The 25,362-nt window shown below is 47.8% G+C and carries 19 protein-coding genes and 2 pseudogenes; 16 read left to right on the forward strand and 5 right to left on the reverse strand.

Annotation, left to right across the window (positions count from 1 at the left end; all coding sequences use genetic code 11):
• Positions 1 to 3: 3 nt before the first annotated feature.
• The 4 genes from H6A34_RS01595 to H6A34_RS01610 form a co-directional block, all read right to left on the reverse strand.
• Positions 4 to 2,205 carry a sodium-translocating pyrophosphatase gene (locus H6A34_RS01595; protein WP_205103065.1) on the reverse strand — a complete coding sequence of 734 codons (2,202 nt, stop codon included), beginning with the start codon at positions 2,203 to 2,205 and terminating at the stop codon, positions 4 to 6.
• 69 nt (positions 2,206 to 2,274) lie between these two features.
• Positions 2,275 to 3,396 (reverse strand): porin, encoded by a 1,122-nt coding sequence (locus H6A34_RS01600; protein WP_205103067.1) that lies wholly within the window; start codon positions 3,394 to 3,396, stop codon positions 2,275 to 2,277.
• A gap of 78 nt (positions 3,397 to 3,474) precedes the next feature.
• Positions 3,475 to 4,908 (reverse strand): 23S rRNA (uracil(1939)-C(5))-methyltransferase RlmD, encoded by a 1,434-nt coding sequence (rlmD, locus tag H6A34_RS01605; RefSeq protein ID WP_021948119.1) that lies wholly within the window; start codon positions 4,906 to 4,908, stop codon positions 3,475 to 3,477.
• Between the two features lie 448 nt (positions 4,909 to 5,356).
• A complete protein-coding gene (locus H6A34_RS01610; RefSeq protein ID WP_205103069.1) occupies positions 5,357 to 5,737 on the reverse strand; it encodes a winged helix-turn-helix transcriptional regulator in 381 nt (126 codons plus the stop codon).
• Positions 5,738 to 6,034: 297 nt separating this feature from the next.
• On the opposite strand from H6A34_RS01610, the gene H6A34_RS01615 reads away from it, so the two are divergent.
• Positions 6,035 to 6,826, forward strand: a complete 792-nt coding sequence (locus H6A34_RS01615) for a hypothetical protein (protein WP_338088578.1) — start codon at positions 6,035 to 6,037, stop codon at positions 6,824 to 6,826.
• A 99-nt stretch (positions 6,827 to 6,925) separates the two neighbouring features.
• Here H6A34_RS01615 and H6A34_RS01620 read toward each other — a convergent pair whose 3' ends face one another.
• Positions 6,926 to 8,422, reverse strand: coding sequence for a glutamine synthetase family protein (locus tag H6A34_RS01620; RefSeq protein WP_021948122.1), 1,497 nt, complete (start codon positions 8,420 to 8,422; stop codon positions 6,926 to 6,928).
• A gap of 857 nt (positions 8,423 to 9,279) precedes the next feature.
• Between H6A34_RS01620 and ppdK the strand changes: the two genes are divergently transcribed.
• From ppdK to H6A34_RS01695, 15 genes and pseudogenes are all read left to right on the forward strand, one after another.
• Positions 9,280 to 12,000, forward strand: coding sequence for a pyruvate, phosphate dikinase (gene ppdK, locus H6A34_RS01625; RefSeq protein ID WP_205103072.1), 2,721 nt, complete (start codon positions 9,280 to 9,282; stop codon positions 11,998 to 12,000).
• Positions 12,001 to 12,209: 209 nt separating this feature from the next.
• Positions 12,210 to 13,706, forward strand: a pseudogene (locus H6A34_RS01630) (tyrosine-type recombinase/integrase).
• A gap of 1,074 nt (positions 13,707 to 14,780) precedes the next feature.
• Positions 14,781 to 15,167, forward strand: a complete 387-nt coding sequence (locus H6A34_RS01635; RefSeq protein WP_205103074.1) for a plasmid mobilization protein — start codon at positions 14,781 to 14,783, stop codon at positions 15,165 to 15,167.
• Positions 15,168 to 15,206: 39 nt separating this feature from the next.
• Positions 15,207 to 16,763: a relaxase/mobilization nuclease domain-containing protein gene (locus tag H6A34_RS01640; RefSeq protein ID WP_205103076.1), complete on the forward strand. Its 1,557-nt coding sequence runs from the start codon at positions 15,207 to 15,209 to the stop codon at positions 16,761 to 16,763.
• A gap of 145 nt (positions 16,764 to 16,908) precedes the next feature.
• Positions 16,909 to 17,697 carry a ParA family protein gene (locus H6A34_RS01645; protein ID WP_205103078.1) on the forward strand — a complete coding sequence of 263 codons (789 nt, stop codon included), beginning with the start codon at positions 16,909 to 16,911 and terminating at the stop codon, positions 17,695 to 17,697.
• Positions 17,698 to 17,725: 28 nt separating this feature from the next.
• Positions 17,726 to 18,118 (forward strand): hypothetical protein, encoded by a 393-nt coding sequence (locus H6A34_RS01650; RefSeq protein ID WP_205103080.1) that lies wholly within the window; start codon positions 17,726 to 17,728, stop codon positions 18,116 to 18,118.
• The gene (locus H6A34_RS01655) at positions 18,118 to 18,525 is read left to right on the forward strand and encodes a hypothetical protein (RefSeq protein ID WP_205103082.1); all 408 of its coding nucleotides are present in this window, start codon (positions 18,118 to 18,120) and stop codon (positions 18,523 to 18,525) included. The genes H6A34_RS01650 and H6A34_RS01655 overlap by 1 nt, the downstream gene beginning before the upstream one ends.
• Before the next feature lie 96 nt (positions 18,526 to 18,621).
• Positions 18,622 to 18,900 (forward strand): DUF4134 family protein, encoded by a 279-nt coding sequence (locus tag H6A34_RS01660; protein ID WP_205103083.1) that lies wholly within the window; start codon positions 18,622 to 18,624, stop codon positions 18,898 to 18,900.
• A gap of 105 nt (positions 18,901 to 19,005) precedes the next feature.
• The gene (locus tag H6A34_RS01665) at positions 19,006 to 19,503 is read left to right on the forward strand and encodes a hypothetical protein (RefSeq protein ID WP_205103085.1); all 498 of its coding nucleotides are present in this window, start codon (positions 19,006 to 19,008) and stop codon (positions 19,501 to 19,503) included.
• Positions 19,504 to 19,515: 12 nt separating this feature from the next.
• Positions 19,516 to 21,327, forward strand: a complete 1,812-nt coding sequence (locus tag H6A34_RS01670; RefSeq protein ID WP_205103086.1) for a reverse transcriptase/maturase family protein — start codon at positions 19,516 to 19,518, stop codon at positions 21,325 to 21,327.
• A 109-nt stretch (positions 21,328 to 21,436) separates the two neighbouring features.
• A pseudogene (locus H6A34_RS01675) lies at positions 21,437 to 21,541 on the forward strand (DUF4134 family protein); the annotation flags it as partial.
• A gap of 3 nt (positions 21,542 to 21,544) precedes the next feature.
• Positions 21,545 to 21,841: a DUF4133 domain-containing protein gene (locus H6A34_RS01680; protein ID WP_205103088.1), complete on the forward strand. Its 297-nt coding sequence runs from the start codon at positions 21,545 to 21,547 to the stop codon at positions 21,839 to 21,841.
• Between the two features lie 24 nt (positions 21,842 to 21,865).
• Positions 21,866 to 23,221 carry a TraG/VirB4 family ATPase gene (locus H6A34_RS01685; protein WP_262896346.1) on the forward strand — a complete coding sequence of 452 codons (1,356 nt, stop codon included), beginning with the start codon at positions 21,866 to 21,868 and terminating at the stop codon, positions 23,219 to 23,221.
• 176 nt (positions 23,222 to 23,397) lie between these two features.
• On the forward strand, positions 23,398 to 24,219 hold the full coding sequence (locus tag H6A34_RS01690) for a helix-turn-helix domain-containing protein (protein ID WP_022040911.1): 822 nt from the start codon (positions 23,398 to 23,400) through the stop codon (positions 24,217 to 24,219).
• Between the two features lie 31 nt (positions 24,220 to 24,250).
• Positions 24,251 to 25,357, forward strand: coding sequence for a site-specific integrase (locus H6A34_RS01695; protein ID WP_022040912.1), 1,107 nt, complete (start codon positions 24,251 to 24,253; stop codon positions 25,355 to 25,357).
• Positions 25,358 to 25,362: the final 5 nt, after the last annotated feature.

Consider the following 25,362-nt stretch of genomic DNA (forward strand, 5'->3'; position numbering starts at 1 on the left):
CTTCTAAATCATCGCAACTGTAAGACCTGCCATTACAATACTAACCATCGACATCAATTTAATCAAAATGTTAAGAGATGGTCCTGATGTATCTTTAAACGGATCGCCGACAGTATCACCTACTATCGCCGCTTTATGACAAGACGAGCCTTTGCCTCCAAAGTTACCTTCCTCAATCATCTTCTTAGCGTTATCCCATGCCCCACCAGAATTTGCCATGAATACCGCAAGCGTGAAACCTGTAGACATTCCACCGACCAACAATCCTAACACTCCTGCTACGCCGAGTATCATACCGACTACCACAGGAATTACTATTGCCAATAACGAAGGAAGCACCATTTCATGAAGTGCAGAGCGAGTAGATATACTAATGCAACGACCATAATCCGGCGTTGCGTTACCATCAAGGATTCCCTTAATCTCCCTGAATTGGCGCCGTACCTCTTCTACCATTGCTCCGGCAGCACGCCCTACGGCGCCCATCGTTATGCCACTGAACATAAACGCCGCCATAGCACCTATAAAGACACCGACAAGAACATTGGGATTCATTAAATTTACCTGGAAGAAGTCTATCATATCCAGCAATCCAGCATTCTCAGGATTAAACGTGTTGCCAAGATTGTCTATGAATGTAGCACCTTCATTAGCGGCTCTTACCATATTGATTTTTATCTCTTCAATATATGAGGCTAACAAAGCTAATGCGGTAAGCGCCGCACTACCAATGGCAAATCCTTTTCCAGTAGCGGCCGTAGTGTTGCCGAGGGCATCGAGGGCATCTGTACGCTTACGCACTTCAGGATCTAAACCGCTCATTTCAGCATTTCCACCGGCATTGTCAGCAATAGGCCCATAAGCATCGGTCGCAAGTGTAATGCCAAGCGTCGAAAGCATGCCTATCGCGGCAATGCCTATTCCATAAAGTCCCTTAGATATGCTTTCTGAACTCATTGATAAATCAAAACCATTGGCACAAAGATAGCTTGCCATTATTGCCACTGAGATGGTAACGACAGGGACCATTGTAGATATCATACCTGTACCAATACCTTTGATTATGACTGTGGCAGATCCTGTTTCCGAGGATTTGGCGATGCTTTTCGTTGGCTTATAGCTTTGACTGGTATAATACTCCGTTGCCATGCCTATAATCACACCAGCCGCAAGTCCGCTGATAACAGAGAATGAAACTCCGACCCAATTCTCAATACCGAGCAGATAAAGTATTATGAAAGTAGCAACTGCTATCAATCCGGCAGAAACGTTCGTTCCAAGGCTTAACGAATGTAACAAATCACGCATTGAAGCACCATCTTTCGTCCTGACCAAGAATATTCCAGCCAACGATGAAAAAATTCCTACCGCGGCGATTAGCATAGGCGCTATGACGGCTTTCAGCTGCATGTCTCCATTAATGGCAAAAGCCGTTGCGCCAAGGGCTGCAGTACTGAGAATACTTCCGCAATAACTCTCGTACAAATCGGCTCCCATACCAGCAACATCACCTACGTTATCTCCAACATTATCTGCTATCGTGGCAGGATTACGCGGATCATCTTCCGGAATGTTGGCTTCCACTTTTCCGACAAGATCTGCGCCTACGTCAGCCGCCTTTGTGTATATACCTCCGCCGACACGGGCAAACAACGCTTGTGTTGACGCCCCCATACCAAAAGTAAGCATAGTTGTTGTTATTGTAACAAGGGCTGTATTCTCTCCTTCATAAAACATGCTGAGCAAAATAAACCATAAAGCTATGTCCAACAGGCCAAGACCAACTACAACCAATCCCATCACTGCACCACTTCTAAATGCTATACGCAGCCCTCGGTCAAGGCTTTTACTTACGGCATTTGCCGTTCGGGCTGACGCATATGTTGCCGTCTTCATACCAAAGAAGCCACAAAGCCCAGAAAAGATACCGCCTGTCAAAAACGCGAACGGGACCCATGGATTCTGCACTTTCAAAACGTATGACATAAAAGCGAACACCAGACACAATATAACGAAGATTATGGCAACAACTTTATACTGTTGCTTAAGATAGGCCATAGCTCCAATACGCACATACCCGGCAATCTCTTTCATACGAACCGTACCTTCGTCTTCCTTCATCATGTATTTAAAAAAATACCAAGCCATTGCCAAAGCGCATAACGAAGCAAACGGCACCAGCCAAAATACTACTGGAATATTCATAGTTTATGGTTTTAAAGTTAATGTACTTTCTCTTTATTCAATCTTTCATGATTTATCAGTTTAATACTGTCAAAACCTGAACGACAGCTGTGTATCTATCATGTTATAGTTTTGATGTGCCAATGAGCGGTCGTTTACAAAGGCGTATTCTACATTTACTTGCAGATTTTTCGTAAACAGATAGTCCATGCCCACTTCATAAAACGTCTTGCTTGTATTCCATTCTGCTTGTGGCCGATATAAATCATAACGTGCCTTTACATGCAGTTTTTTCTTTATTATCGGAGCAATAGCCAAGGCGTAGAAGCCGTCAGCCTTATCACCTGCCGAATAATTTATCTCATCCGCTTTAGCATCTTCATCGGAATTATAAGTCGTCTTGAAACCGAAACCTGTTGAATGGATATACTCTGAACGGAACGTCCAGTCGTCAACGACATACTCACCGCTTATTGCATACCTGCGTTTTGGCAGGCTTACCACTCCGTTTTCACCCTTACGGGCATATGAACCGGTCCATCCAAAAGCTCCGATACGCAAGCCTGCAACAGGCATAACCCATAAACCGCCGATAACATCCTTCTGGTTATCGACATCCTTAGTATTGATACCTTGCCCATTGAATACGCCAACCTGGTAATGAACAAGTGGACGGCCGGATGATGTCTTGAATAAATCACCCTGAAGCTGTACGCCTATATCCCGGCCATTGGAAGAATGCTCTCCCACCCTGTCCGTAAATCCAGACAGTTTCATTATGTTCTGGCCATATCCCATAAATCCCTGGTCTATAGGATTCATTGGGTTTTCAAACGTAAACGGGCGCTTAAACTGGCCGACCTTAATCTTCAAAAACGGCAGCTTCTGCCATTCGATATACACATCTACCATTCTCGGACTTTCTCCCAATGTCGATGTGTTGCCGTTAATCTGGCCCTGCAGTTTATAAGCGAAGTCTCCAAGAATACGTCCATCGAGAGAAACGCGCACCATGCGCAAGTTGAAAGAGTTGCTTTCCGCATCATGCTGGCTGCTATACTGATATTGTCCTATGGCATAACCGCTGAACTTAGGTTTACTGAACAACGGCTTTTTCTCCTGTGAATACAGACTTGAAAAACTGAAGAAACACAATAATAAGGCACAAATACTCTTTACCTTTAAACCTTTAGTCAATATAAAATCCAACATTTCTATAATGTAATTTACATAAATCCAATACCAACGATTAGGTAGAAACTAATTGTACGTTCCCGTAATAGTATCAAGTCAGTCATTATCCTTGTCCCTCAATTCCAAAAGTACAACGTTCTCCACATGAGGAGTATGGGGGAACATGTCTACTGGCTGCACGGCCATAACTTTGTAATACGAATCAAGCAATGCCAAATCGCGTGCCTGCGTAGCCGGGTTACAACTAACGTAAACAATCCGTCCAGCCCCTGTCCGTATTATGGTATTGACCACATCCTGATGCATTCCTGCACGCGGAGGGTCGGTAATAATAACGTCTGGCCTTCCGTGTTCCGCAATAAATCCATCCGTCAGAATATCCTTCATGTCGCCCGCGAAGAACAATGTATTGTCTATTCCATTAATTTCAGAATTTACCTTGGCATCTTCGATAGCCTCAGGCACATATTCTATGCCGACCACTCGCTTTGCGTATCTGGACACGAAATTGGCAATGGTTCCCGTGCCGGTATACAAATCATAGACAAGCTCGTCTCCGGTAAGCCGTGCAAAATCACGTACTACCGAATAGAGCCTAAACGCCTGTTCTGTATTTGTCTGGTAAAAACTCTTCGGACCAACCTTGAACTTTAGACCGTCCATTATCTCATATATATAGTCATTACCTTTAAATACCTGTATTTCAAGGTCATTGTAAGTATCGTTAAACTTTTGGTTGTCAACATACAACAACGAAGTTATTTCAGGGAACATATCCGCGATATGCTTCATTAATGCTTTTGCCTGTTCGTCGTCTCCCGGTTCGTCATAATGGAACTGTACTAAAACCATCCATTCTCCTGTATCTGAATTGCGTATAACAATATCACGCAAAAGGCCATGTTTATTCCTCAGGTTGAAGAATGTCATGCCGGTTTCATAAGCATAATCACGTATGGCGTTACGGATACGGTTGTGCAGGTCGTCCATAAGCCAACATTTTTCTATCGGAAGGATTTTGTCGAATGCCCCGGTAATGTGGAATCCGATGGCATTCATCTGCGTATAATCCGTATCCATGGATATTTCGTCTCTAGTCAGCCAACGCTTGTCTGAACACCCGAACTCAAGTTTGTTACGGTATCCGAATATTTTTTCCGAGCCAAGAATCGGCATTATTTCAGGCAATTCCACCTTGCCAATCCTCGTAAGCTGGTCATACACTTGGCGCTGCTTCATCTTCAGCTGCTCCCCGTAGGGTGTATTCTGCCACTTGCAACCGCCACATATGCCGAAATGTGCACATCGTGGCTCAACCCTTATTTCGCTCGGTTTGACCATTCTTATTATTTCAGCCTCGCAATAACTGTGTTTCTTTCGCCGTACCTGCAAGTCAACAACATCACCAGGAACGGCAAAAGGAACGAATATTACCATGTCGTCAACTCTTGCAAGAGCCTTTCCCTCGGCCGCATAGTCGGTTATAGTAACGTTCTCCAATATTGGCAACGGTTTTTTCTTCCTGCTCATATAAAGTATTTTGTCATTATTTATCGTTGCATGAAACAACTGTCAGACATACGCCACACAGCATAATGTCGTACGCATACATCCAAGCTTGCTGTTTCATGAATAATTTGGTACAAAAGTAATATAAAAAAATGAATCAGTAAGGATAATCTGCTGATTTTAAATCGAAATGTTTGTGAAAATAAAACATGACATTATCCTTGTAAGCCAGATAATAATCTGAATACAATAAAGCATGGGCACACACGCAAAAATATTGTCTGCGTGGACGGAACATGATTTTACCTGTTATTCAAAAGGCCACCTATTGACTTGTGAAAGACCGTCTATTACGTGGTAAAAGAGCGCGTTTTACGACATAAAAGGCCGCCTATTAAAAATCAAGCCTGATCATAATACAGTAAGTTCCAGCCGCGGAACAATATCTGGCGACACTTAACTCCATTCTTCACCGTCGCTTCTTAGAGGCTTTCTTACGGTCGGACATTATGGCGTCCATATTCTCCATTGCCCATATTATCAGGGTGTTAATATGCGGGAGCAATGATTTGGCCCTTAACGTCAGTGCGTATTCAACGTGCGGAGGCACCTCCGGATATACCGTACGTGTAACGTAGCCATCCTCCTCAAGCGTACGCAACGTCGCGGTCAACATCTTCTGGGATATATCCGGGATTTCCCTTTGTAGTTCCTTAAAGCACATTGTGCTCTTTCCCGACTTATGAATGGTAAATATAATAAGCAATGACCACTTGTCGCTTATACGTGACAATATGTTGCGTATTGGGCAGTCGGGAAACATTTGCAGTCCTTTTTCCGCTCTGTTCATAATTTGTATTATTTATCTTTGCGCCGCAAAGGTAAATAATTTTATTATTTGCAGCAAAAAACTTTTTTCAAAAAAGTTTTTATCGTAAGTCTTTCATTTACAGCATTGGTCACCTCAACGTAACTATCTGACATTCAAGTACCTACTTGTATGCATGAAAAATCATTACTAACTTTGCGGCACAAAAGGAAAGAAAGTTTCTTTTTGAGACCTACAACATTAATTATTAATAATAAAAAAACAAGAACGATGAAAAAAGTATTATTTGTTTTGTTTAATCTTTTAACATTAACAACCATGGCAGAAACAAAAGGACGCTTTGAAATCTACGATTTCGACAATTTCAAACTGCACGTCTATTACACAAACGACGCCCTTGGTGACGCAAGTTACGTTATCGAAGGCAAAAACGAATTGGTTACAATGGAACAACCATTGTTCAAGGACAACGTTGCGGAATTTGACCAATATGTAGACAAACTCGGCAAGCCTGTGGTCCAGCGCATTACCGACTACCACTTAGGAGGCACCGGTAGCCACGATATTATAATGGCAGAAGGTATGCCGGAATTTACCAAGGGCTCGGTTTACGGAGGAATGATGCAGGGTTTTGCAGATACATTCGGCGACGCACTCACCGCCATGCCGACAGGAAAGGCTACCGAGGTGGCATTTGGAACGGTGCATACTTGGGCAGGAGTGACATTCGAGTTCAGCCACGGAGCGGCAACCGACTTTCCCGGTGCAAGCATTTTGATAGGCAACAAAGTTTATTACACTCATTGGACACCCGCAAAATCACATGCCGTAAACCTGCAAATATCGTCACGTGCGGCAATAGACGGAGAAATTGAGGAAGCAGAAAAATCATTGGGAACAAGTGCGGAACTCTTTATCGGTGGCCACGGCGGTGCAGCTGAACGTGACGCGGTAAAATTTAAAGTCGCTTACTTGAAAAAGATGAAAGAACTACTTGCCTCAAATACTACTCCACAGACATTCATTGAAGCTATGAAGCAGGCTTATCCTGGACTACCCGGCGAGGGAGGACTTGCAGACTTGGCAAAGGCCCTCTACACCGCCCAATAGGATGAAAACAGATAAATGAAAAGCAACGGATGAATTTCTCATATCATTGTTTTATTTAATAATGTGTGAATTATTCATCCGTTGCCCTACATTAATAGATTATCCGCAATAAAAAGACTCACGGACAAGTTTGTGCATAAGCGTATTATCTTTTTCCGCCGATGACCTTAAACTCGTATCATTGAAGCTGCGCAGCCTATCCTTGACACCGTCTATCATACGGGGTGAGAACACTCCGCGGGCCTCATAAATACCGCGCTGCCTTTCAAGCCAATCTGCCGAGGCCGCACATGAGTCGGGAAGTTGCTCGAACCGGTCATCATTTCCACTCTCACCAGGCCCAACGTATTTATCTGCGGCAATGGCCAGGGCTTCGTTTTCCGACATTTCCAATCCATGCCTACAAGCAACACACAGACCAGCCATTAACTGGTAAATGTCCGCCGAAGCGTCAGGTGAACGCATTTCGACCGTCTGCTTAGGATTGTCTGATGGCAGACTGTCCATGCCATTTGACGGATGACAGCCGTGAACACCGTGCTTGAAATTCCATCCCAACGGAACCCGTACAAGTACCGAACGGTTACAATCGCCCCAGCATACACTTGTTGGAGCCTCTTGATGAGGTACAAGGCGGAAATATGATACCGGAGTCTTGTTGCCAAAAGCTGTAATTGATGGAGCAAGAGTCATCATTCCCGCTATCGCGCGGCGTGCTTCCGTCGACAGATTGCCACCACTAACCATGCAGTTATGCCCGTCTTTCATCATGCGCATGTGGATGTGCAGCCCGGAGCCGGCTTTGCCAACTGTTATTTTAGGCGCAAACGTTACGTCGAGACCTAACGAATAAGCCAAGTTTCTTATCACCCATTTGGCCAGCAACAGCTGGTCTGCAGCGCTTTCCACCGGACATGGCAGAAACTCTATTTCGTTTTGTTCATACACTTTGCCGTCTGCCGTAAAATTACCGACCTCAGAATGGCCGTATTTTATTTGCCCTCCGGTTTGCGCAATATACGCCATGCACTTCTTACGGAACTCGTTGAACTTGGCAAATGGGCCTGATTCATGATATCCACGCTGGTTAACGGCTGGAAACATACCGTCGTCTTCCGCTATAACATAATATTCAAGTTCTCCCATTGCCTCGAAAGTCATGCCGGTAGACTCGGTAAAGGCCTCGGCGGCGCGATGTAATGTCTGCTCCGGCGAACTGTCAAAAGGTTGTCCATCTTTATCAAGGAAAGAACAAAGCAAGCACAAAGTGGGGATTTCAGAAAACGGATTGACAAACGCTGTACTATAACGCGGCACAACATAAAGGTCGCTGCTTTCCGCCTCTACGAACGAAGGGTACAGGCTTGAACCGTCAACACGCTCGCCGTCAGTAAGGATTGTTTCAAGATAAGCAAGATTGTTTATCATGAAGTTCAATGTCTTAACACGACCATCCTCGGCAGGATACATGAAATCGACCATCCTTATACCTTTTTCACGGATAAAAGTGATAATATCCGTCTTGGTCAATCCGGATGCCGGTTTACCGAAAAAAGCAACCAATTCGTTGGCACTCATTTCAACAGTCTTGTCCATAGCAATAGAAATTTAAAATCAATAACATGTTTTTCGATTAACAACAGAAATTGCAAATATACCGATATGCACGGCATTATTATGCGTTTACAAAAATAAGACATTTTATTGTTCACTACAAATTAAACACATTATATTTTCATAAAAATACATTTAATATTCCAACATAACGAAAACGGCAATAAGTACATAATGGTACGAATCATTATTTTACACTTACACTTTGACTTTATCAAACCCGTTAGAATTGCGATATCCTGATTTTATTTCAATACAACCGGGAATATGGCAAAAATCGACGTGCAAAATTAAGTTCATGATACACAGAACGTTACATAATTTTCAGCCATGTGTGTGTGCAATTTTAATAGTCATAATCAACCGTTAATCATTATATTACAGACATGATTGACGGCCTTTCGTCTTGCTTTCAACGGCTTTTTCCATCTTTAAAGATGGCCTTTGCATTGCTGATTTGCCACCTTTTACACTTCCTAAACATGTATTTTTCTGCATAAAGACCATTATAATCACACACAAACGCCAGTTTTTCAATGTTCCACGCTTCTATTTTCAGAAAAAAGTCGAACACTTTTAATTTTACTTTATGCTAATAATACGAGCCAGTTCTGAGCATTATGATAAAATCACATTTGCCCTGCAGCATACCTGAATAAAGCTCAAATACATTCAACAAGACATATTATCTGAATCAGACAACCATAAGCTAACGTAAAAGGAAAAATTCTACAGTCATGCAAAATCATACAAAAAATATTTGTTAATTAATCAAATTTAAGTATATTTGCAGACAAACTGATATCCGTAATAACTATACGTGAAAACCTTACTTAATTATGACAGAAAAAAGAGTTTACACCTTCGGCAACGGTAAAGCCGAAGGAAAGGCAGACATGAGAAACCTCCTCGGAGGCAAAGGCGCCAATTTGGCTGAAATGAACCTTATAGGCGTTCCCGTTCCTCCGGGTTTCACAATTACCACAGACGTATGCAATGAGTATTTCGAGAAAGGTAAAGAAGCTGTCGTTGCACTTTTAAGCGACGACGTCGTAGCTTCTGTGCACCATGTAGAGAACTTGATGAACTGCAAGTTTGGCGACGCGACCAATCCTCTGCTCGTCAGCGTACGTTCAGGCGCCCGCGCTTCTATGCCGGGAATGATGGACACAATTCTGAATCTCGGACTTAATGATGAAGTTGTTGAAGGCCTTGCGAAAAAGACCGGAAACGAAAGATTCGCTTATGACAGCTACCGCCGTTTCGTACAAATGTACGGAGACGTTGTGCTGGGAATGAAGCCCGTGAACAAAGACGACATTGATCCATTTGAGGCTATCATACAAAAAGTAAAGGCAATAAGAGGTATTAAGCTCGACAACGAAATGAGCGTTGACGAACTTAAGCAACTCGTTACATTATTTAAAGAGGCTATCAAGAAACAGACAGGCAAAGATTTTCCTAACGATCCGATGGAACAGCTATGGGGAGCAATCTGCGCCGTATTTGACAGTTGGATGAACGAGCGTGCCATCCTTTACCGCAAGATGGAAGGGATACCCGCAGAATGGGGAACGGCCGTAACCGTCATGGCCATGGTATTCGGTAACATGGGACCTACGTCGGCTACCGGCGTATGCTTCAGCCGCGACGCTGCAACGGGCGAAAACAGTTTCAACGGCGAATATCTCGTAAATGCGCAAGGTGAGGATGTGGTAGCAGGAATACGTACTCCGCAACAAATAACCAAGGAGCGTTCTATCAGATGGGCTCAGCAACAAGGAATATCTGAGGATGAGCGTGCGTCAAAATACCCGTCGATGGAAGAGGCAATGCCTGAAATTTTTGCGCAGCTTAACGATCTCCAGCAAAAACTTGAACACCATTACCACGACATGCAGGACATGGAATTCACCGTTCAGGAAGGGAAACTATGGTTCTTGCAGACACGTAACGGTAAACGTACCGGTACTGCAATGGTGAAAATCGCCATGGATTTGCTCCATGAAGGTGAAATAGACGAAAAGACGGCACTGGAGCGCTGCGAGCCTAACAAACTTGACGAACTTCTCCACCCTGTATTTGACAAGGAGGCACTTAAATCGGCTAAAGTTCTGACACGTGGTCTGCCGGCATCGCCTGGTGCAGCATGCGGTCAAATAGTATTCTTTGCTGATGACGCCGCAAGAATGCATGCTGAAGGCCATAGAGTTGTAATGGTGCGTATAGAGACGAGTCCTGAAGACTTAGCAGGTATGGCGGCAGCAGAAGGCATTGTTACCGCACGTGGCGGCATGACGTCACACGCGGCCGTCGTTGCGCGCGGAATGGGTAAATGTTGCGTTTCAGGAGCTGGCGCACTGAATGTCGACTACAAAGCACGTACCGTGGAAATAGACGGAACAGTACTGAAAGAAGGCGACTACCTGTCAATCAACGGTTCTACAGGCGAGATTTATCTTGGTGAAGTGAAGACAAAACCTGCAGAGGTTACAGGTGACTTTGCCGACCTGATGAGTCTGTGCGACAAATACACTAAGCTCGTTGTACGCACAAATGCAGATACTCCACGCGACGCAAAAGTGGCACGCAATTTCGGTGCTGTAGGTATTGGTCTCTGCCGTACTGAGCACATGTTCTTCGAGAACGAGAAAATTAAGGCTATGCGCGAGATGATTCTTGCGGATACCGTAGAAGGCCGTGAAAAGGCTTTGGCTAAACTATTGCCCTATCAAAAGCAAGATTTCTATGGCATTTTGAAGGCTATGGACGGATATCCAGTCAACATACGTCTGCTCGATCCCCCACTCCATGAGTTTGTTCCGCATGACATTGAAGGACAGCAAGCTATGGCAGAGGAAATGGGTGTAACCGTCCAGGAAATTCAGCAGCGTGTAAACAGCCTGAGCGAACACAATCCAATGCTTGGCCATCGTGGTTGCCGTCTTGGCAATACATATCCTGAAATCACGGCCATGCAGACACGTGCGATACTCGGTGCAGCTATACAGTTAAAGAAGGAAGGTCTTGATCCCCGTCCCGAAATAATGGTTCCACTGATCGGTATTGTCAATGAATTTGATGTTCAGGAGAAAGTCATACGCCAAACAGCAAAAGAACTTTTTGAAGAAGAAGGTATCGAAATACCGTTCCGTGTTGGTACAATGATTGAAATTCCACGTGCTGCGTTAACGGCTGATCATATAGCAGAAAAAGCTGAATACTTTAGCTTCGGAACAAACGACCTAACACAGATGACGTTCGGATACAGCCGCGACGATATCGCCAGCTTCCTGCCTGTTTATTTGGACAAGAAAATCCTTAACGTTGACCCGTTCCAAGTACTCGACCAGAACGGTGTAGGCCAACTTATCAAGATGGCAGTAGACAAGGGACGCTCAACACGTCCGGAACTTACTTGTGGTATCTGTGGCGAGCACGGTGGTGAACCTTCGTCTGTTAAGTTCTGCCACAAAGTAGGTTTGAATTATGTCAGCTGCTCACCGTTCCGCGTGCCAATAGCCCGTTTGGCTGCGGCGCAGGCTGCTGTTGAGGAATAATTCCTTAGAATACTATTCTTATATCAGGCTGTAATTACCGGTTTTGCGGTGGTTACAGCCTGATTTGCGCTTGGACGGTTCGTACACTTGACCGCAAAAAATGAGCCAAATGAACGTATTTGTTTTACTCTATGTTTACCCCAAAAAACGTCATGTTTACCCTTGTTTACCCCAAGAAAAAACGTTTTTAATCTTATAAAGCAAGTAGTATGACAACATTCAAAGCAACGGTTAAGAAACCGAGAAGTGATGGCTTCTACACTGTCTACATCAGAATCACCCACCAGCGTAAGTCGAGCTACATCAAGACTAATAAGATAGTGGATGCAGCCCCATGTCACAAAAAGCGGAGAGTTGAAAGACCCTGTGGTAAATGAGTACTGTTCAATGCTTATCCGGCAATATAACGACCGATTGAACCGCGTTGACGCATCCCGATGGGAAATTAGAGAGGTTATAGAGTATCTGCTCAAAAATGACCAGGGCGTATGTTTCAGTGATTACGCAAGGCATTTCATCGACAAGATGATTTCTGACGGTCACGCACGCAATGCAAAAAATTACCAGCTTGCGGTGAACCATCTGGAGCGTTTTGTCGGCTCAAACCAATTGATGTTTTCCAGCCTGACTTCCACCACGCTTAACAACTGGATAGATTATCTGTCTGTAACCAACCGTGCCAAAGAAATGTATCCGACCTGTGTCCGGCAGATATTCAAAAAGCCATCATGGAGTTGAACGATGAAGAACGCGGTATCATTCAAATCAAATTTAATCCGTGGATGAAAGTAAAAATCCCCAAGTCTGATACCACTATGAAACGGGCTATCAGTGCTGAAGCCTGCAGAGAATTTTTTGCTTTTCCTCTGCCTGAAAGTAACATGAAGTATCCAAGAACTGAATTAGGAAGAGATGTCGCCCTCCTTTCATTGTGTATCGGAGGCATCAACACGGTTGACCTATACGAGCTGAAAAAGAAAGACTACAACAATGGCATCATTGGCTACAAGAGGGCAAAGACCAGACACAGCCGTAAGGACGAGGCATATATGGAAATGAGGATTGAGCCGTTCATACAGGACACGTTCAACAAGTATCTTTCAAAAGACGAGAATGACGAGTACCTGTTTGTTTTCCACAGCCGTTACCGTGACTATGACAGCTTCAACGCCAACGTCAACGGCGGCATCCGGAAAATATGCAAGGCTATGGGTATGGCAAAGGAAGACTGCTATTGTTATTATACATTCAGGCATACCTGGGCTACCATTGCCCAGAACGACTGCGACGCCAACCTGTATGAAGTGGCTTTCGGCCTGAACCACAGCCACGGCATGAACGTGACGAGGGGCTATGTCAAGATAGACTTCTCCCCTGCCTGGCGGCTCAACGCCAAAATCATTGACTTTATATTCTTCAGCAATAAAAAGAGCAAGCAAGGCAAGGCTCGTGATTTGGAAGCTCCGGCAGACAAGATGTTCCGCATAACGCCAAAGAAGATGATATACGGACGTGCCTATTTCAAGGGCGATGTGATTGCAGAATTGACAGATATAGGTTTCAACACTGTTGACGATGTAATAGCAGCTTTGGTTAAGCTGTTACCTAAGAATATTCCAACAGGTTGTAATGTACAGTTCCGCCTAACCAACTGTGATACGCAACAAGAAGCAGTCTATGAAAGAAGCAAGGGAAAAGGGTTTTAGTTGACATTAAACAATGGCCGCATTTGCCGGAAAAGCAAGTGCGGCTTTTTCGTGCACGTCATTGCCTGCCGCAACGCCGTGTGGAAGCCCTATCTCCAATGACAAAGGCGAATGCAGCCGCAAGCATCCGGCCTAAAATCAGGAATATTTTTTTGACCAGCCAAAATACGAACCTGAATGCCGTCCTGACAATCCAAACTACGAGTTTGAAAAGCAGCAGGGCTATCATCAGCAGCGGCAAAAGATATATGAGCAACAATAATTCAAACATAAAATAACATCAAGAAAAGGTAGTTTCATTATGTAAATATACTAAAAATCAGCGACATATGCAAATATTACGGTCTATATTTCCTGACTTATCCAGTTCATTTCCAAGTATATATATATTCCCAGTTGCCAGCACTTCCCCCCCCTAAACTTCAATGTCAGGAGATACGGTTTTCCTGACACACGAACAAATATTCCCGAACCGGTCATAGCCCTAAATCACCCGACAACTTCTTTTCCCTACCGTCAGATACCAAGAACATCAGTTTTTTACATCCCAAATTTTCAAAACACGGCACCCACATTTCCAAATTCTAAGTCTCTCATTTACAATAACACAGGAACTAATAATCACGGAAGTTTACATCATTGACGTTCAAGAGTCTGTCAATCATAGTCAACAGAATACGTATGCCCCAGCCATCCAATAACGCAGTCCCCGAAGTCACAGAGGACAGTCACATAAAATCCGAAACTGTCAATCCCGTATATCTGGATAAAGAGACTTCATTCCACAAATTTCTGAGAGCCAGTAACCGAAGAATGCGGGCGTGATGAAATCCGGGTATGCCACGCCATGCAGTTTTGTGTTGCGCATTTCCCCGCATGGCGGGCTGTCAGCATATATTTGTCGCATTAAAGTGCCCGGGAGCATATTGCCCTGCTTTGCAGGAGTTGTCAAGCAAGTTGTACTTTTGTTGCCACAAAAGTGACTTGCCGGACGCCATGCGCCGGAGCGGTAAGACCGCTGTTCCGCCACCGGCGGAAGTATGTCCCGGAAAACCACGACAAGTCGCTTATATAATGAAAGAGAAAAGAACAAGGTACATCAAGATTAGAATGACCCGGGAAGAAATGGAACGGATAAAGGAGAAGTCCGCCTCCTACACTTCCGTAAGCCATTTCATACGTTCGGCAGTGGCCGAACACTCCGGCGTAGATGCAAAGCAAAAGCTCGAACTGATAAGGGAACTCGGAGGCTTCTACCGCGAGTTCAGGAGCGGATTGTCCCATGTCGGCGGTAACTTGAACCAGTCGGTCAGGAGGGCCAACGAACTCTCGGCGGCAGGGCTTCTACCGCCCAGCTACGTCACGGAAGTCCTCATGCCCGCAATCCTCGAAACCCGGAATACTTTGGACGGGATAAAGAAGGAGCTTGACGCTATAACCCGAAAAGCCGTGAAACTCTGAACGCCGAAAATCCAAACACTGATAATCCAATAACACAAAATGATAGCCACCATATTACCCGGAAGCACGAACTTCCACACCGTCGGCTACAATGAGCGGAAAGTCGCGAATGGCGCTGCCCGGCTCATCGAGATGCGCAACTTCGGCGCACTCGGGACATTCGGCAGGCCGACCGCCGACGAACTGACAAAATACCTCATGGAATACAGCTCCCGGAACGGCAGGATACGGAAAGCACAGTTCCACGTCGCCATATCGTGCAAGGGCCACGAAATGTCGGAAGCCGAACTGCTGGAGTTCACGCACCGCTACCTTACGGAGATGGGATACATGGAACCCGGACAGCCCCTGCTGGTCTATTCCCACCACGACACCGACAACACCCACCTGCACGCCATCACCTCACGAATCGCACCCGACGGCAGGAAGATAGCCCATAGCCACGAGCGCAGACGCTCGCAGGAGGCGATAGACCGCATACTCGGCACCGACAGGAGGCAAAAGACGGACAAGGACATCGAAAATGCCAGGCAATACACCTTTTCGTCTTTCGCGCAGTTCAAGGCCATCATGTTCTCAATGGGCTACGAGACCTACAGGAAGGACGGCACCGTGTTCATAAAGTACGGCGGAAAGGTGCAGCGGGAAATCCCGTTGGCGGAAATCGAAGCCCTGTACAAAAGCGGACGCAGGGACAGGATGCGGTGCCGGAAGTTGAGAAGCATACTCCTCAAATACAGGGACACCTGCACGGACAAGGAAGAGCTGCGCAAGGAGATGAAAGAAAAGTTCGGTGTGGACCTTGTTTTCTTCGGCCGCAGGGATAGGCCTTTCGGCTACATGGTAGTCGACCATGCGAAAAAGACCGTCATACATGGGGCAAGGGTGCTTTCCGTGGAGGAGCTGCTCGACTTCGCCACGCCGGAGGAACGCCTTGACCGCGTGGAGGACTTCATCGACCGCCTGCTGACGCTCAACCCCAAGACGACGCAAAGTGAAATATACGCCAAGATAAGGAGGCAGCACGCCTATATAAAGAAAGGCGTGGTCTATTTCGGCGGCACGTCACGCCCGTTAAAGCCGTTCATGGCCGAAGCCATAGACCGCAACAACCGCATCGCGTGGGTGGAAAGGTTCCGTCCGGCCACGGAAGCGGAAAGGGACATGCTCTGCCGCATCTTCAAGGTCAGCCGCCCCGACCTCGTCACCCTAACGGCGGAAAGGACGGGAGACTATAATGAGGCCGTCGAACGCCTGCGTGAAATTTTCGCTGACGATACTGTCTCCGTAAAAGCGGGCATGTATGCGGCAGGCTTCACCCTGCGTGAACAGGACGGGACGGCATTCGCCATAGACTTCAGGCGGCACATTATCGTCAATCTGACGGACGAGGGATTTGACACGAAAAGGCTAAGACGGAAAACCACTTCAAAACAGATGCAAACCCCGTCAAGAACAAAGGCGACGCACAGGCCGTTCAGACTTACGGGATTGAAGGATGCCGGAGGCGGCAGCCAAAGCGAAAAGCGTGAATGGGAAGTCGGCCGCAAGGACAATACCGACGACCTTGACAACAGCCAGCAGTTGAAACGATAAAACCTCAAACTATGTAAGCTTCAATCATGGAAATACTGAATCAAGACCGTTTTTTCTAAAATCCCGATACTGAAAAGTGTTGCGCATTTCGTTTCCCGGACTCCCGTAACTGTAAATTTGCGCATCACAAAACACAGGGAACTGAATGATACATACACCGGCCATAGTGACATTCGCCAACCAGAAGGGAGGCACGGGCAAGACGACGCTCTGCGTCACCTTCGCCAACTACCTCGTGACGAAAGGCGTCCGCACCGTCGTGGTGGACTGCGATTTCCAGCGTTCCATCGCCAAGTGCCGGAACGCCGACATCAGGAAGTACGGGGAGGAACACGCCCCCTACGACGTGGCGGCGTGCGGCATCGACGACAGGGATGCGGTGAACGCCGTCATGGAGAAACTCCACAACGACCCGAGCATAGACGTGGCACTCATCGACACGCCCGGAAGCCTGAAAGCCGCCGGACTCGTCCCCCTGTTCGTCAACTCGGACGTCATCGCCGTGCCGTTCCACTACGACTTAGTGACCGTACCCTCGACCGCCGCGTTCCTGCTGTTTCTGGAGAGGCTGCGCAAGGCAGCGGCCGGACGGATGGACGCGAGGCTGTTCATCATCCCCAACCTGCATGACGGCAGGGTCGGCAAACGCTCCGAGCTTGCCCTGTGGAAAAGCGCGAGGGATACATTCTCCAACCACGGCTTCGTGACGGAGAAGATACCCCGGCGTGCCGACATGGAGCGTTTCAGCACGATGGCCGCCCTCGACATGCAGGGAAGCATCGTCGCCCCGGCGTTTGAGAACATCTACACGGAGATTTTCGGCACGTCCGAACCCATAAGGCAAACGCGGCTTTCCGGAATACAGCTCACGGAGAACGCCTTTCCGAAGTACGGGAAGAAGAAAGCCGGGACAGGCAAAGAGACAGTAAAATAAATGGCAACCATTAACCGAGCATAGCACAATGGCAAATGAAATACCCGAACTCGACGACCTGCTGAAAGGCGTCAATGGCCCGGACACGGGCACAAAACTGTCCGATGCGGACATTACAGTTACACAAGCTGTCGGCCAATCCTCTACGGACGGCTGCTGGGACAGGTTCCTGGCCTGCATTGAATCCACCAAGCCGCAGGACAGGGACGGCCGCCTTGCGTGCAAGATAGACCGCGACCTTGCAGATACGCTCGACGACTGCGACATTCGCGGCCGCTGCCGTTCCGACCTCGTGAACGCCATCGTCCGCGCGTTTATCGGGGCGTACCTCCCACGCCTCGCGGACTACCGCAGGGAAAAGAAATCACTTTTCGACGGCTTCAGGGAGGATGAGCCGCAGGACAACAAAAAAACACAATAATGCAATACGGACAGATAGTATCCATCCTCGCCGTATGCTTCCTGCTGTACTACGCCTTCATGGTCGTATCCGACATCCTGAAGGCAAAGGCCGCCCAGACTGCCGGACAGGAAGACAAGGGCGAGGAGGACATAGACATATCGGACGAGGCCGGTACGTTCAAGCCGGTCATGGTCAGCCGTGACGAACCGCAAAGAGACGGAAACGGAACCGCCGGGAAAGAAAGACAGGCCGGACAAGAAAACGGCGAGGGAGCGGAAAAGACTCCGCACCGCCCGGGCTACCGCGAAGCCGTCATGACGGACGGCATCCTCGTGGAGGACCTCATGGAGGAGGTCAACAGGCTGGCCGAGACCGGTTCCGGCGACCTCGGGCTTGTGATATACACCTGCGAGAACGCAAGGTGAGACATAAACTATTCAAGGGGTTGCACAACAGCCCCGCCGTTCCTTTGGCGACACCTGTTCCTTTGGCGATGAAACCCGTTAACACACAACCTGAAAATGCAACACTTAAAGAGAAAGTGCCTGCGCGCCTCAGTACGCCTCAGGCATTCAGAGATTTACCGCAAGTCCACTATGGCCGTGCTGGCCCTCGCCGTGTCGGCGGGCGAGGCGATGGCTTCAAGCAAGGGAGCCGCCGGCTTCACCAAGGCCACACAGGAAGTCTCGTCCTACCAGACACCCGTTTCCAACCTCATGAAGGCCATCGCGGCGGTCATCGTGCTTGTCGGTGCCTTCAATGTCTATTTCAAGATGCGTGCGTCCGTAATGGTTGCGTGATAAATACTTCTTTGGCAAGAAGTTAGGATAGTGTTCCATGTAGAATGGACGGTCCAATTTTAGTAATTAACCTCTACTAACATGTAGATAACAAAGATTAACTGTATGTTTTACAACATCCTAATCCCATCAGCTATACCCTGCGGAGAAATCTATAAGGGGAAAACAGCAGGCTGGAAAAGTGGCAAGTCGGCGAACTGCAAAGCCGAGACGCAGCTGCAAGGGATAAAGACTGACATGAGGATGAAGCCTGATTGGTTTAACGATAATCCAACGGTATTTGAAGTGACTATGGCGGAAAGCAGTTACATACGCCATATTGCGGTACTGTGCCAACCTGCATTTATTGGTACAGCAGGAACTTGCCGCAACGTAACCGCAGTAAGCGGAGAAAAGGGTGTAAGTCGCATCCGACAGTCAGTCGTGCCAACAGTTATCACGCAAACTAAACGGAGATTGCCTAACCCGAAATGCCAACTGGCTATGAACAAAGGTTCTGAATATTCGGTACGGCAACGGAGTTCCCATAGTAGTCCGAGGAAGGGAAAGCCTTCTACATGGCGAAGGGGAACAGTTATTGATTTCAATAGTATTAACGGATAACGTGAGAGACGTATGAGAAATCCCGAAATAATATTGAACACTTTAAGCTCACACAGTAAAGTTTCAGATTACAGGTATGAGCGTATCTACCGTATTTTCTTCAACGAGGAAATGTTCATGCTTGCCTACGAGCGGATTAAGTCCAAGCCCGGCAACATGACTCCCGGCACGGATGGCCTTACCATTGACGGAATGACCATCGGCCGTATCGGAAAACTCATCGAGAGCTTGAAAGACGAGAGCTACTCTCCCAAGCCTGCCAAGAGGGTCTACATTCCCAAGAAGAACGGAAAGAAACGTCCTCTTGGAATACCGACCATCGACGACAAGCTGGTGCAAGAGGTAACGAGAATGATTCTTGAAGCCATCTACGAGGGACACTTTGAAAGTACCTCACACGGGTTCAGACCATTCAAGAGCTGCCATACAGCACTCGCCAGCATCAAGAAAACGTTTACCGGAGTGAGGTGGTTTATTGAGGGGGACATTAAAGGATTCTTCGACAATATCCACCATGCCACGCTGATAGACATTCTGCGGATGCGTATAGCGGATGAGCGTTTCATCCGGCTGATATGGAAGTTCCTGAGGGCTGGTTATCTTGAAGAGTGGTATTTCAACAAAACTTATTCGGGCACACCTCAAGGAGGGATAGTCAGTCCAATATTGGCTAACATCTACCTTGACCGGTTCGACAAATACATGAAAGAATATGCCGCCCTCTTCGATAAAGGAGAAAGCAGGAAGATACGAAACGAATACACGAACCTGAACATGCGTACTGTAAACAGGCGAAAGAAAAGAAAGGCTGCAAAAGACCCCGTCGAAGCAGCCGCTCTTGATGCAGAAATCAGACAACTGCAGAAACAGTTGCGCGGCATGCCCGTAAGGGATGAGATGGACGGGAACTACCGCCGTCTCAGATACGTAAGGTATGCCGACGATTTCCTTATCGGCGTGATTGGCTCCAAAGAAGAATGCGAAAGAATCAAGGAGGACATCACCGACTACATGCGTGACAGGCTCAGACTTGAACTTTCCGCAGAAAAGACGCTAATCACCCATGCAAGGGAGAAAGCCAGATTCCTCGGCTACCGGATAACCGTCAAGACCTCGGATGCAATGAAAAGAAACCGCAAAGGAATCCTCTCACGCGCGTTCAGGGGTAAAGTCCGGCTGTCGCTTCCATCGGAGACTGTGAAAGAGAAGCTGGAGGGCTATGGTGCGGTAAAGTTCACCGAACAGGACGGTAAAACGGTATGGAAACCACGGTCAAGAAGTAACCTGATTGGCATGGAAAGCCACCGCATCCTTGCAAAGTTCAATTTAGAGATAAGGGGATTCTACAACTATTACTGTATAGCTGACAATGTATCTGCAACCTGCTCAAAATTCGGCTACATCATGCAGTACAGCCTTTACAAGACATTGGCTCAGAAGCTGAACACCACGATGCCAAAGATTGTAAGGAAGTACAGAAAGGACAAGGAATTCAAGATTGAGTACACCGACAAAAAGGGCAATCGGAAATACCGTGTCCTCTACAATGGTGGATTCGCACAAAAACAACCTAATAAAATGGCTGATTGTGACAACTTACCTCACGTCAGCTTCCCGAAGCGTTCACTGGCTGAACGTCTGAGAAGCGAAACCTGTGAGCTCTGCGGAAGGCATGACAAGCTCATCATGCACCACGTCCGTACTTTGAAATCACTTGATGACAAGACGGAATGGGGCAAGATGATGTTGCGTCTGAACCGTAAGACCATTGCTGTATGCGGAAACTGCTATGCCGAAATCAAAGAGAAAGAACATGAGAAATAAAGCGCATTCAATAACGGAGAGCCGTATACATGGAGACGTGTACGTACGGTTCGGGGGCAGGTTTGGAGAGACCTGCGGCAGCAATGCCGCAAGGCGCTCCGGACCGAGCCTACAGAACAGCGACCAGGACGTGAAAAAGACCATCATGCTGACTATCGGCGGATGTATCGCATTCATTGCGCTGTCAGAGGCCCTGCCGCTCTTCTTCACGTAAATCATGGAGGATAAGAGTAACCAGGACGGGTTCCCCGTGTTTAAGGGACTGCAGAAACCGCTGGAGTTCATGGGCATCCGGGGGCGTTTTCTCACATTGGCGGCCGCAGCCATAGGAGTGTCATTCGTGGGCTTCATCGTTTTCTCGATAGTCCTTGGCAAGCTGGCGGGCTTCATCGCCATGCTGGCGATGGCCGCCGTAGGGCTGGCCGTCATATTTGTCAAACAACGTGGCGGGCTGCACAACAAGAAACGGGCGAAAGGTATCTACGTCTATAAGAACATCCGGAAAACAAATTGAAAACCAACAAACAGAAAGCAACCGATGGCAAAGAACAGGAAACGGGCATTTGAGGGACTTTACGCTGGGCTGGAAGAGACGGACGGCCATATCGTCCTCTTTTCCGCCAGGGGCGAGCCTTCGGTCATTTTCGAGATGGCCAACCCCGTGCAGCAGCTATGTACGGACGCGGAGCAGTACCTGCGTTTTCAGGACGTGCTCTCGAACCTTGTGCAGACCCTCGGCGAAGGCTATGCCCTGCAGAAGCAGGACATTTTCAGCAAGCAGACCTACCACCACGACGTGCCGGAAGATGCGGAGTTCCTGACGCGGAGCTATTTCCGCTACTTCGAGGGAAGGGAGTACACCGAGATACGCACTTTCCTTGTCATCACGCAGGAGGCACAACGCAGCCAGTTCGTGCAGTACGAGCCGAAAAAGTGGCTGGAGTTCCATTCCAAGGTGAGCAAGGCGGAGGATATACTTAGCGAAAAGCACATCCGTCACCGGCGGCTGACAAAAGGCGAGGTGGACGAGTACTGCCACCGCTTCATGGCCTTCCGCTTCCGCCACGGCCCGTTCTCCATGACCAACTTCAAGGCCTCGGACGAATACCTGAGGCTGGGCGGCCGCGTGGTGCGTTCCTATCCGCTGGTGGACATTGACGAGATAAACCTCCCGTCATGGGTCAGGCCTTACACGCAGGCCGGTGTCAACGGCTACGGCATCGCCACCGACCTTTTATCGTTCCTGACAAGCGTTCCCCATACGGATTGCGTGGTGTACAACCAGGTCGTGCAGATACCGGGCCAGCGGAAACTGCTGAGGAAACTCCAGGCCAAGGCCAAACGGCACGGCTCCATGCCCGACCCGAGCAACAGGATAGCCAAGGCCGACATCGAGGAAGTGCTGGAGCGGCTTGCCGTGGACAGTTCGCTGTTGGTATACGCCAACTTCAACATCCTGGTGAGCTGCCCTGCGGACAAGGTCACCCCAGTCACTTCCTACCTTGAAACCAAGCTGTACGGATGCGGCATCATGCCGTCGCGCACCGCATACAACCAGCTGGAGCTTTTCACTGACAGCTTCCCCGGCAACGCATACGCATTCAACCCTGACTACGACCTGTTCCTGACACTTTCCGATGCCGCCCTGTGCTTTTTCTTCAAGGAACACCTGAAAGAATCGGAGGACACGCCCCTGACCACGTACTATACCGACCGACAGGGGCTTCCCGTCTGCATAGACATCACGGGGAAAGAGGGCAAGGTAAAGATGACGGACAATTCCAACTTCTTCTGCATCGGGCCTTCAGGAAGCGGCAAGTCGTTTCATATGTATTCCACATGGAGAAAAACAGGACAAAATGGGAGCAAGCGGCTGCAAAATTCAGTGTTGTAATTACCTGATTTTCAGCTAATATGTTTTAACAAACGAGAAATTCGACTATTGGCGTTTAGTCCTTATTGGAGTAATTTTGTACCACGATTGTACCTCGCAGGAGGGGGCGCACGGTTCGATTTCCTTTCAGCAGCGTGCAACAGCGTTCAACAATGTGCAACAAAATTTCTTCGATGATGGACCGTCAAAATGAACACAAATTAACAGGTCAGCCCGACTTCGGTCGGGATATGCCAAACAAGCCGTTCCTCACCATTGGGGAGGTGGCGGACATACTGCAAGTGAGCAGCCGCACCGTGTATAACCTGATTTACAAGGGTACGCTCCGGGCTTGCAGGATTACGTACCATATTACGCTAATCACCAGGGAGGATTTCTTCCTGATGATTAAGGAAACCACCTACTGCAAGCGGAGCGTCTCGCTATTCGCCAAGCAGGGGAAAAAGACAAAGAAGAAAATGAATGGAGAAAGACAAAAGAATGGAGAAGTAGCTCTCATCCGACAAGAGGGAAAGAAAAAGACAAAGGGCAGTCCGGCAAAACGGCGGCTCATTCCGGCGGACAACTACAAGCAGTCTGTGCGTGACACGTTCACGGACAGGGAGAGTGTCGGCGGTGACCTTTATACGATGGCGGAGATATGCCAAAAGTTCAATTACACCTACGGACGGTTCTACAACCTCCGTATGCGGTACTCGATACCGTGCATCAAAGCCAATTCCACCAAATGCTTCCCGAAAGCGGAAGTGGACAAGGCGATGGCGGAAGAGGACGAGCGGCTGGGCAACAACCTTTCGGAACATTGGTATTCGTGCTTCGACATCATGCGCCTGTTCGGGCTGGGCAAAACCCAAGTCCGCAGGTTTGCCCTCACGCACGGGGTACGGACGAAGCGAATACACGGCAACCGGTTGTACTACCTGAAAGCCGACTGGGATGCGGCACGTAAGGAAGCGGAGCGGAAAAGCGCAAGCACGAAAGCCAAAAGGGAGGAATGAACATTTATAACCAATTAAACACATTAGCGATATGACAAACATTTGTACGAAAGTGACGGTCAGGAAACGACCTATCAAGAACGGGCAGTTGTCACTCTACCTTGACTTCTACCCTCCTGTCAGACACCCGAAAACTGGCAAGCTGACAAGGCGTGAATACCTCGGCATCTACATTTATGCCAATCCGACAGAGAAGTTTGAGGCGGAGTTTAACAAGACCATGCTGCGCAATGCCGAGCTTATCAAGTGCAGGCGGACGGAAGCCATCATTAACGAAGAGTTCGGCTTCCTCGACCGCAACAGGGGCAAAGAGAGCTTCTTGGAATATTTCCGCTCCAAAATGGCGGACGATGACAATTTCAGGAATTGGAACACCGCCTACAAGCACTTCGAGAAGTATTGCGGCGGAAGCTGCACCTTTGATGACTTGACGGTGGAATACTGCCAGGGATTTCTCACCTATATGCTCTCGCTCACCACGCAAAACAAAAGCAAGATGATGGCTTCCACCGCCAACAACAACCTGAACAAGCTGAAATGCGTTCTGCGCCAAGCTTACGAGGAAAGGCGGATTAAGGAGAACATCGCCCCACGGCTGAAACACGCAAAGGAAGCCAATACAAGGCGTGAGTTCCTGACGCTTGACGAGGTGAAAATGCTTGCCAACACGCCCTGCGAGAAGCCAGTCGTAAGGTCTGCGGCTCTGTTCTCCTGCCTTACGGGATTGCGCATCAGCGACATCATACGTCTGCAATGGGAGAACATCATCAGGGCGGCGGATGGCGGCTGGTGTATGCACATCGTCACCAAAAAGACACGGACGGAAGCCATTTTGCCACTGTCAGACGAAGCACTTGCACTCTGTGGCGAGCGTTCCACGGGGCAGGTGTTCAAGGGTATGACGCAAGCATTGCTTCCCTTGTACCTCAAGGATTGGATTAAGTCGGCGGGCATTACAAAACACATAACCTTTCATTGCTTCCGGCATACCTACGCAACCCTGCAACTCGCCGCAGGCACCGACCTCTACACCATATCAAAAATGCTTACGCACAGCAACGTGGCGACCACGCAGGTTTATGCCGATGTGGTGAGCGACCTGAAACGCAAGGCTTCCGAACAGATTACACTCAAATAAACATT

It is taken from the genome of Marseilla massiliensis (assembly GCF_016899855.1).
Classification (GTDB): domain Bacteria; phylum Bacteroidota; class Bacteroidia; order Bacteroidales; family Bacteroidaceae; genus Prevotella.

Coding starts and splice junctions, on each gene's coding strand:
- H6A34_RS01595 (WP_205103065.1), bottom strand. CDS start 2,205: ATGAATATTCCAGTAGTATTTTGGCTGGTGCCGTTTGCTTCGTTATGC.
- H6A34_RS01600 (WP_205103067.1), bottom strand. CDS start 3,396: ATGTTGGATTTTATATTGACTAAAGGTTTAAAGGTAAAGAGTATTTGT.
- rlmD (WP_021948119.1), bottom strand. CDS start 4,908: ATGAGCAGGAAGAAAAAACCGTTGCCAATATTGGAGAACGTTACTATA.
- H6A34_RS01610 (WP_205103069.1), bottom strand. CDS start 5,737: ATGAACAGAGCGGAAAAAGGACTGCAAATGTTTCCCGACTGCCCAATA.
- H6A34_RS01615 (WP_338088578.1), top strand. CDS start 6,035: ATGGCAGAAACAAAAGGACGCTTTGAAATCTACGATTTCGACAATTTC.
- H6A34_RS01620 (WP_021948122.1), bottom strand. CDS start 8,422: ATGGACAAGACTGTTGAAATGAGTGCCAACGAATTGGTTGCTTTTTTC.
- ppdK (WP_205103072.1), top strand. CDS start 9,280: ATGACAGAAAAAAGAGTTTACACCTTCGGCAACGGTAAAGCCGAAGGA.
- H6A34_RS01635 (WP_205103074.1), top strand. CDS start 14,781: ATGAAAGAGAAAAGAACAAGGTACATCAAGATTAGAATGACCCGGGAA.
- H6A34_RS01640 (WP_205103076.1), top strand. CDS start 15,207: ATGATAGCCACCATATTACCCGGAAGCACGAACTTCCACACCGTCGGC.
- H6A34_RS01645 (WP_205103078.1), top strand. CDS start 16,909: ATGATACATACACCGGCCATAGTGACATTCGCCAACCAGAAGGGAGGC.
- H6A34_RS01650 (WP_205103080.1), top strand. CDS start 17,726: ATGGCAAATGAAATACCCGAACTCGACGACCTGCTGAAAGGCGTCAAT.
- H6A34_RS01655 (WP_205103082.1), top strand. CDS start 18,118: ATGCAATACGGACAGATAGTATCCATCCTCGCCGTATGCTTCCTGCTG.
- H6A34_RS01660 (WP_205103083.1), top strand. CDS start 18,622: ATGCAACACTTAAAGAGAAAGTGCCTGCGCGCCTCAGTACGCCTCAGG.
- H6A34_RS01665 (WP_205103085.1), top strand. CDS start 19,006: ATGTTTTACAACATCCTAATCCCATCAGCTATACCCTGCGGAGAAATC.
- H6A34_RS01670 (WP_205103086.1), top strand. CDS start 19,516: ATGAGAAATCCCGAAATAATATTGAACACTTTAAGCTCACACAGTAAA.
- H6A34_RS01680 (WP_205103088.1), top strand. CDS start 21,545: ATGGAGGATAAGAGTAACCAGGACGGGTTCCCCGTGTTTAAGGGACTG.
- H6A34_RS01685 (WP_262896346.1), top strand. CDS start 21,866: ATGGCAAAGAACAGGAAACGGGCATTTGAGGGACTTTACGCTGGGCTG.
- H6A34_RS01690 (WP_022040911.1), top strand. CDS start 23,398: ATGGACCGTCAAAATGAACACAAATTAACAGGTCAGCCCGACTTCGGT.
- H6A34_RS01695 (WP_022040912.1), top strand. CDS start 24,251: ATGACAAACATTTGTACGAAAGTGACGGTCAGGAAACGACCTATCAAG.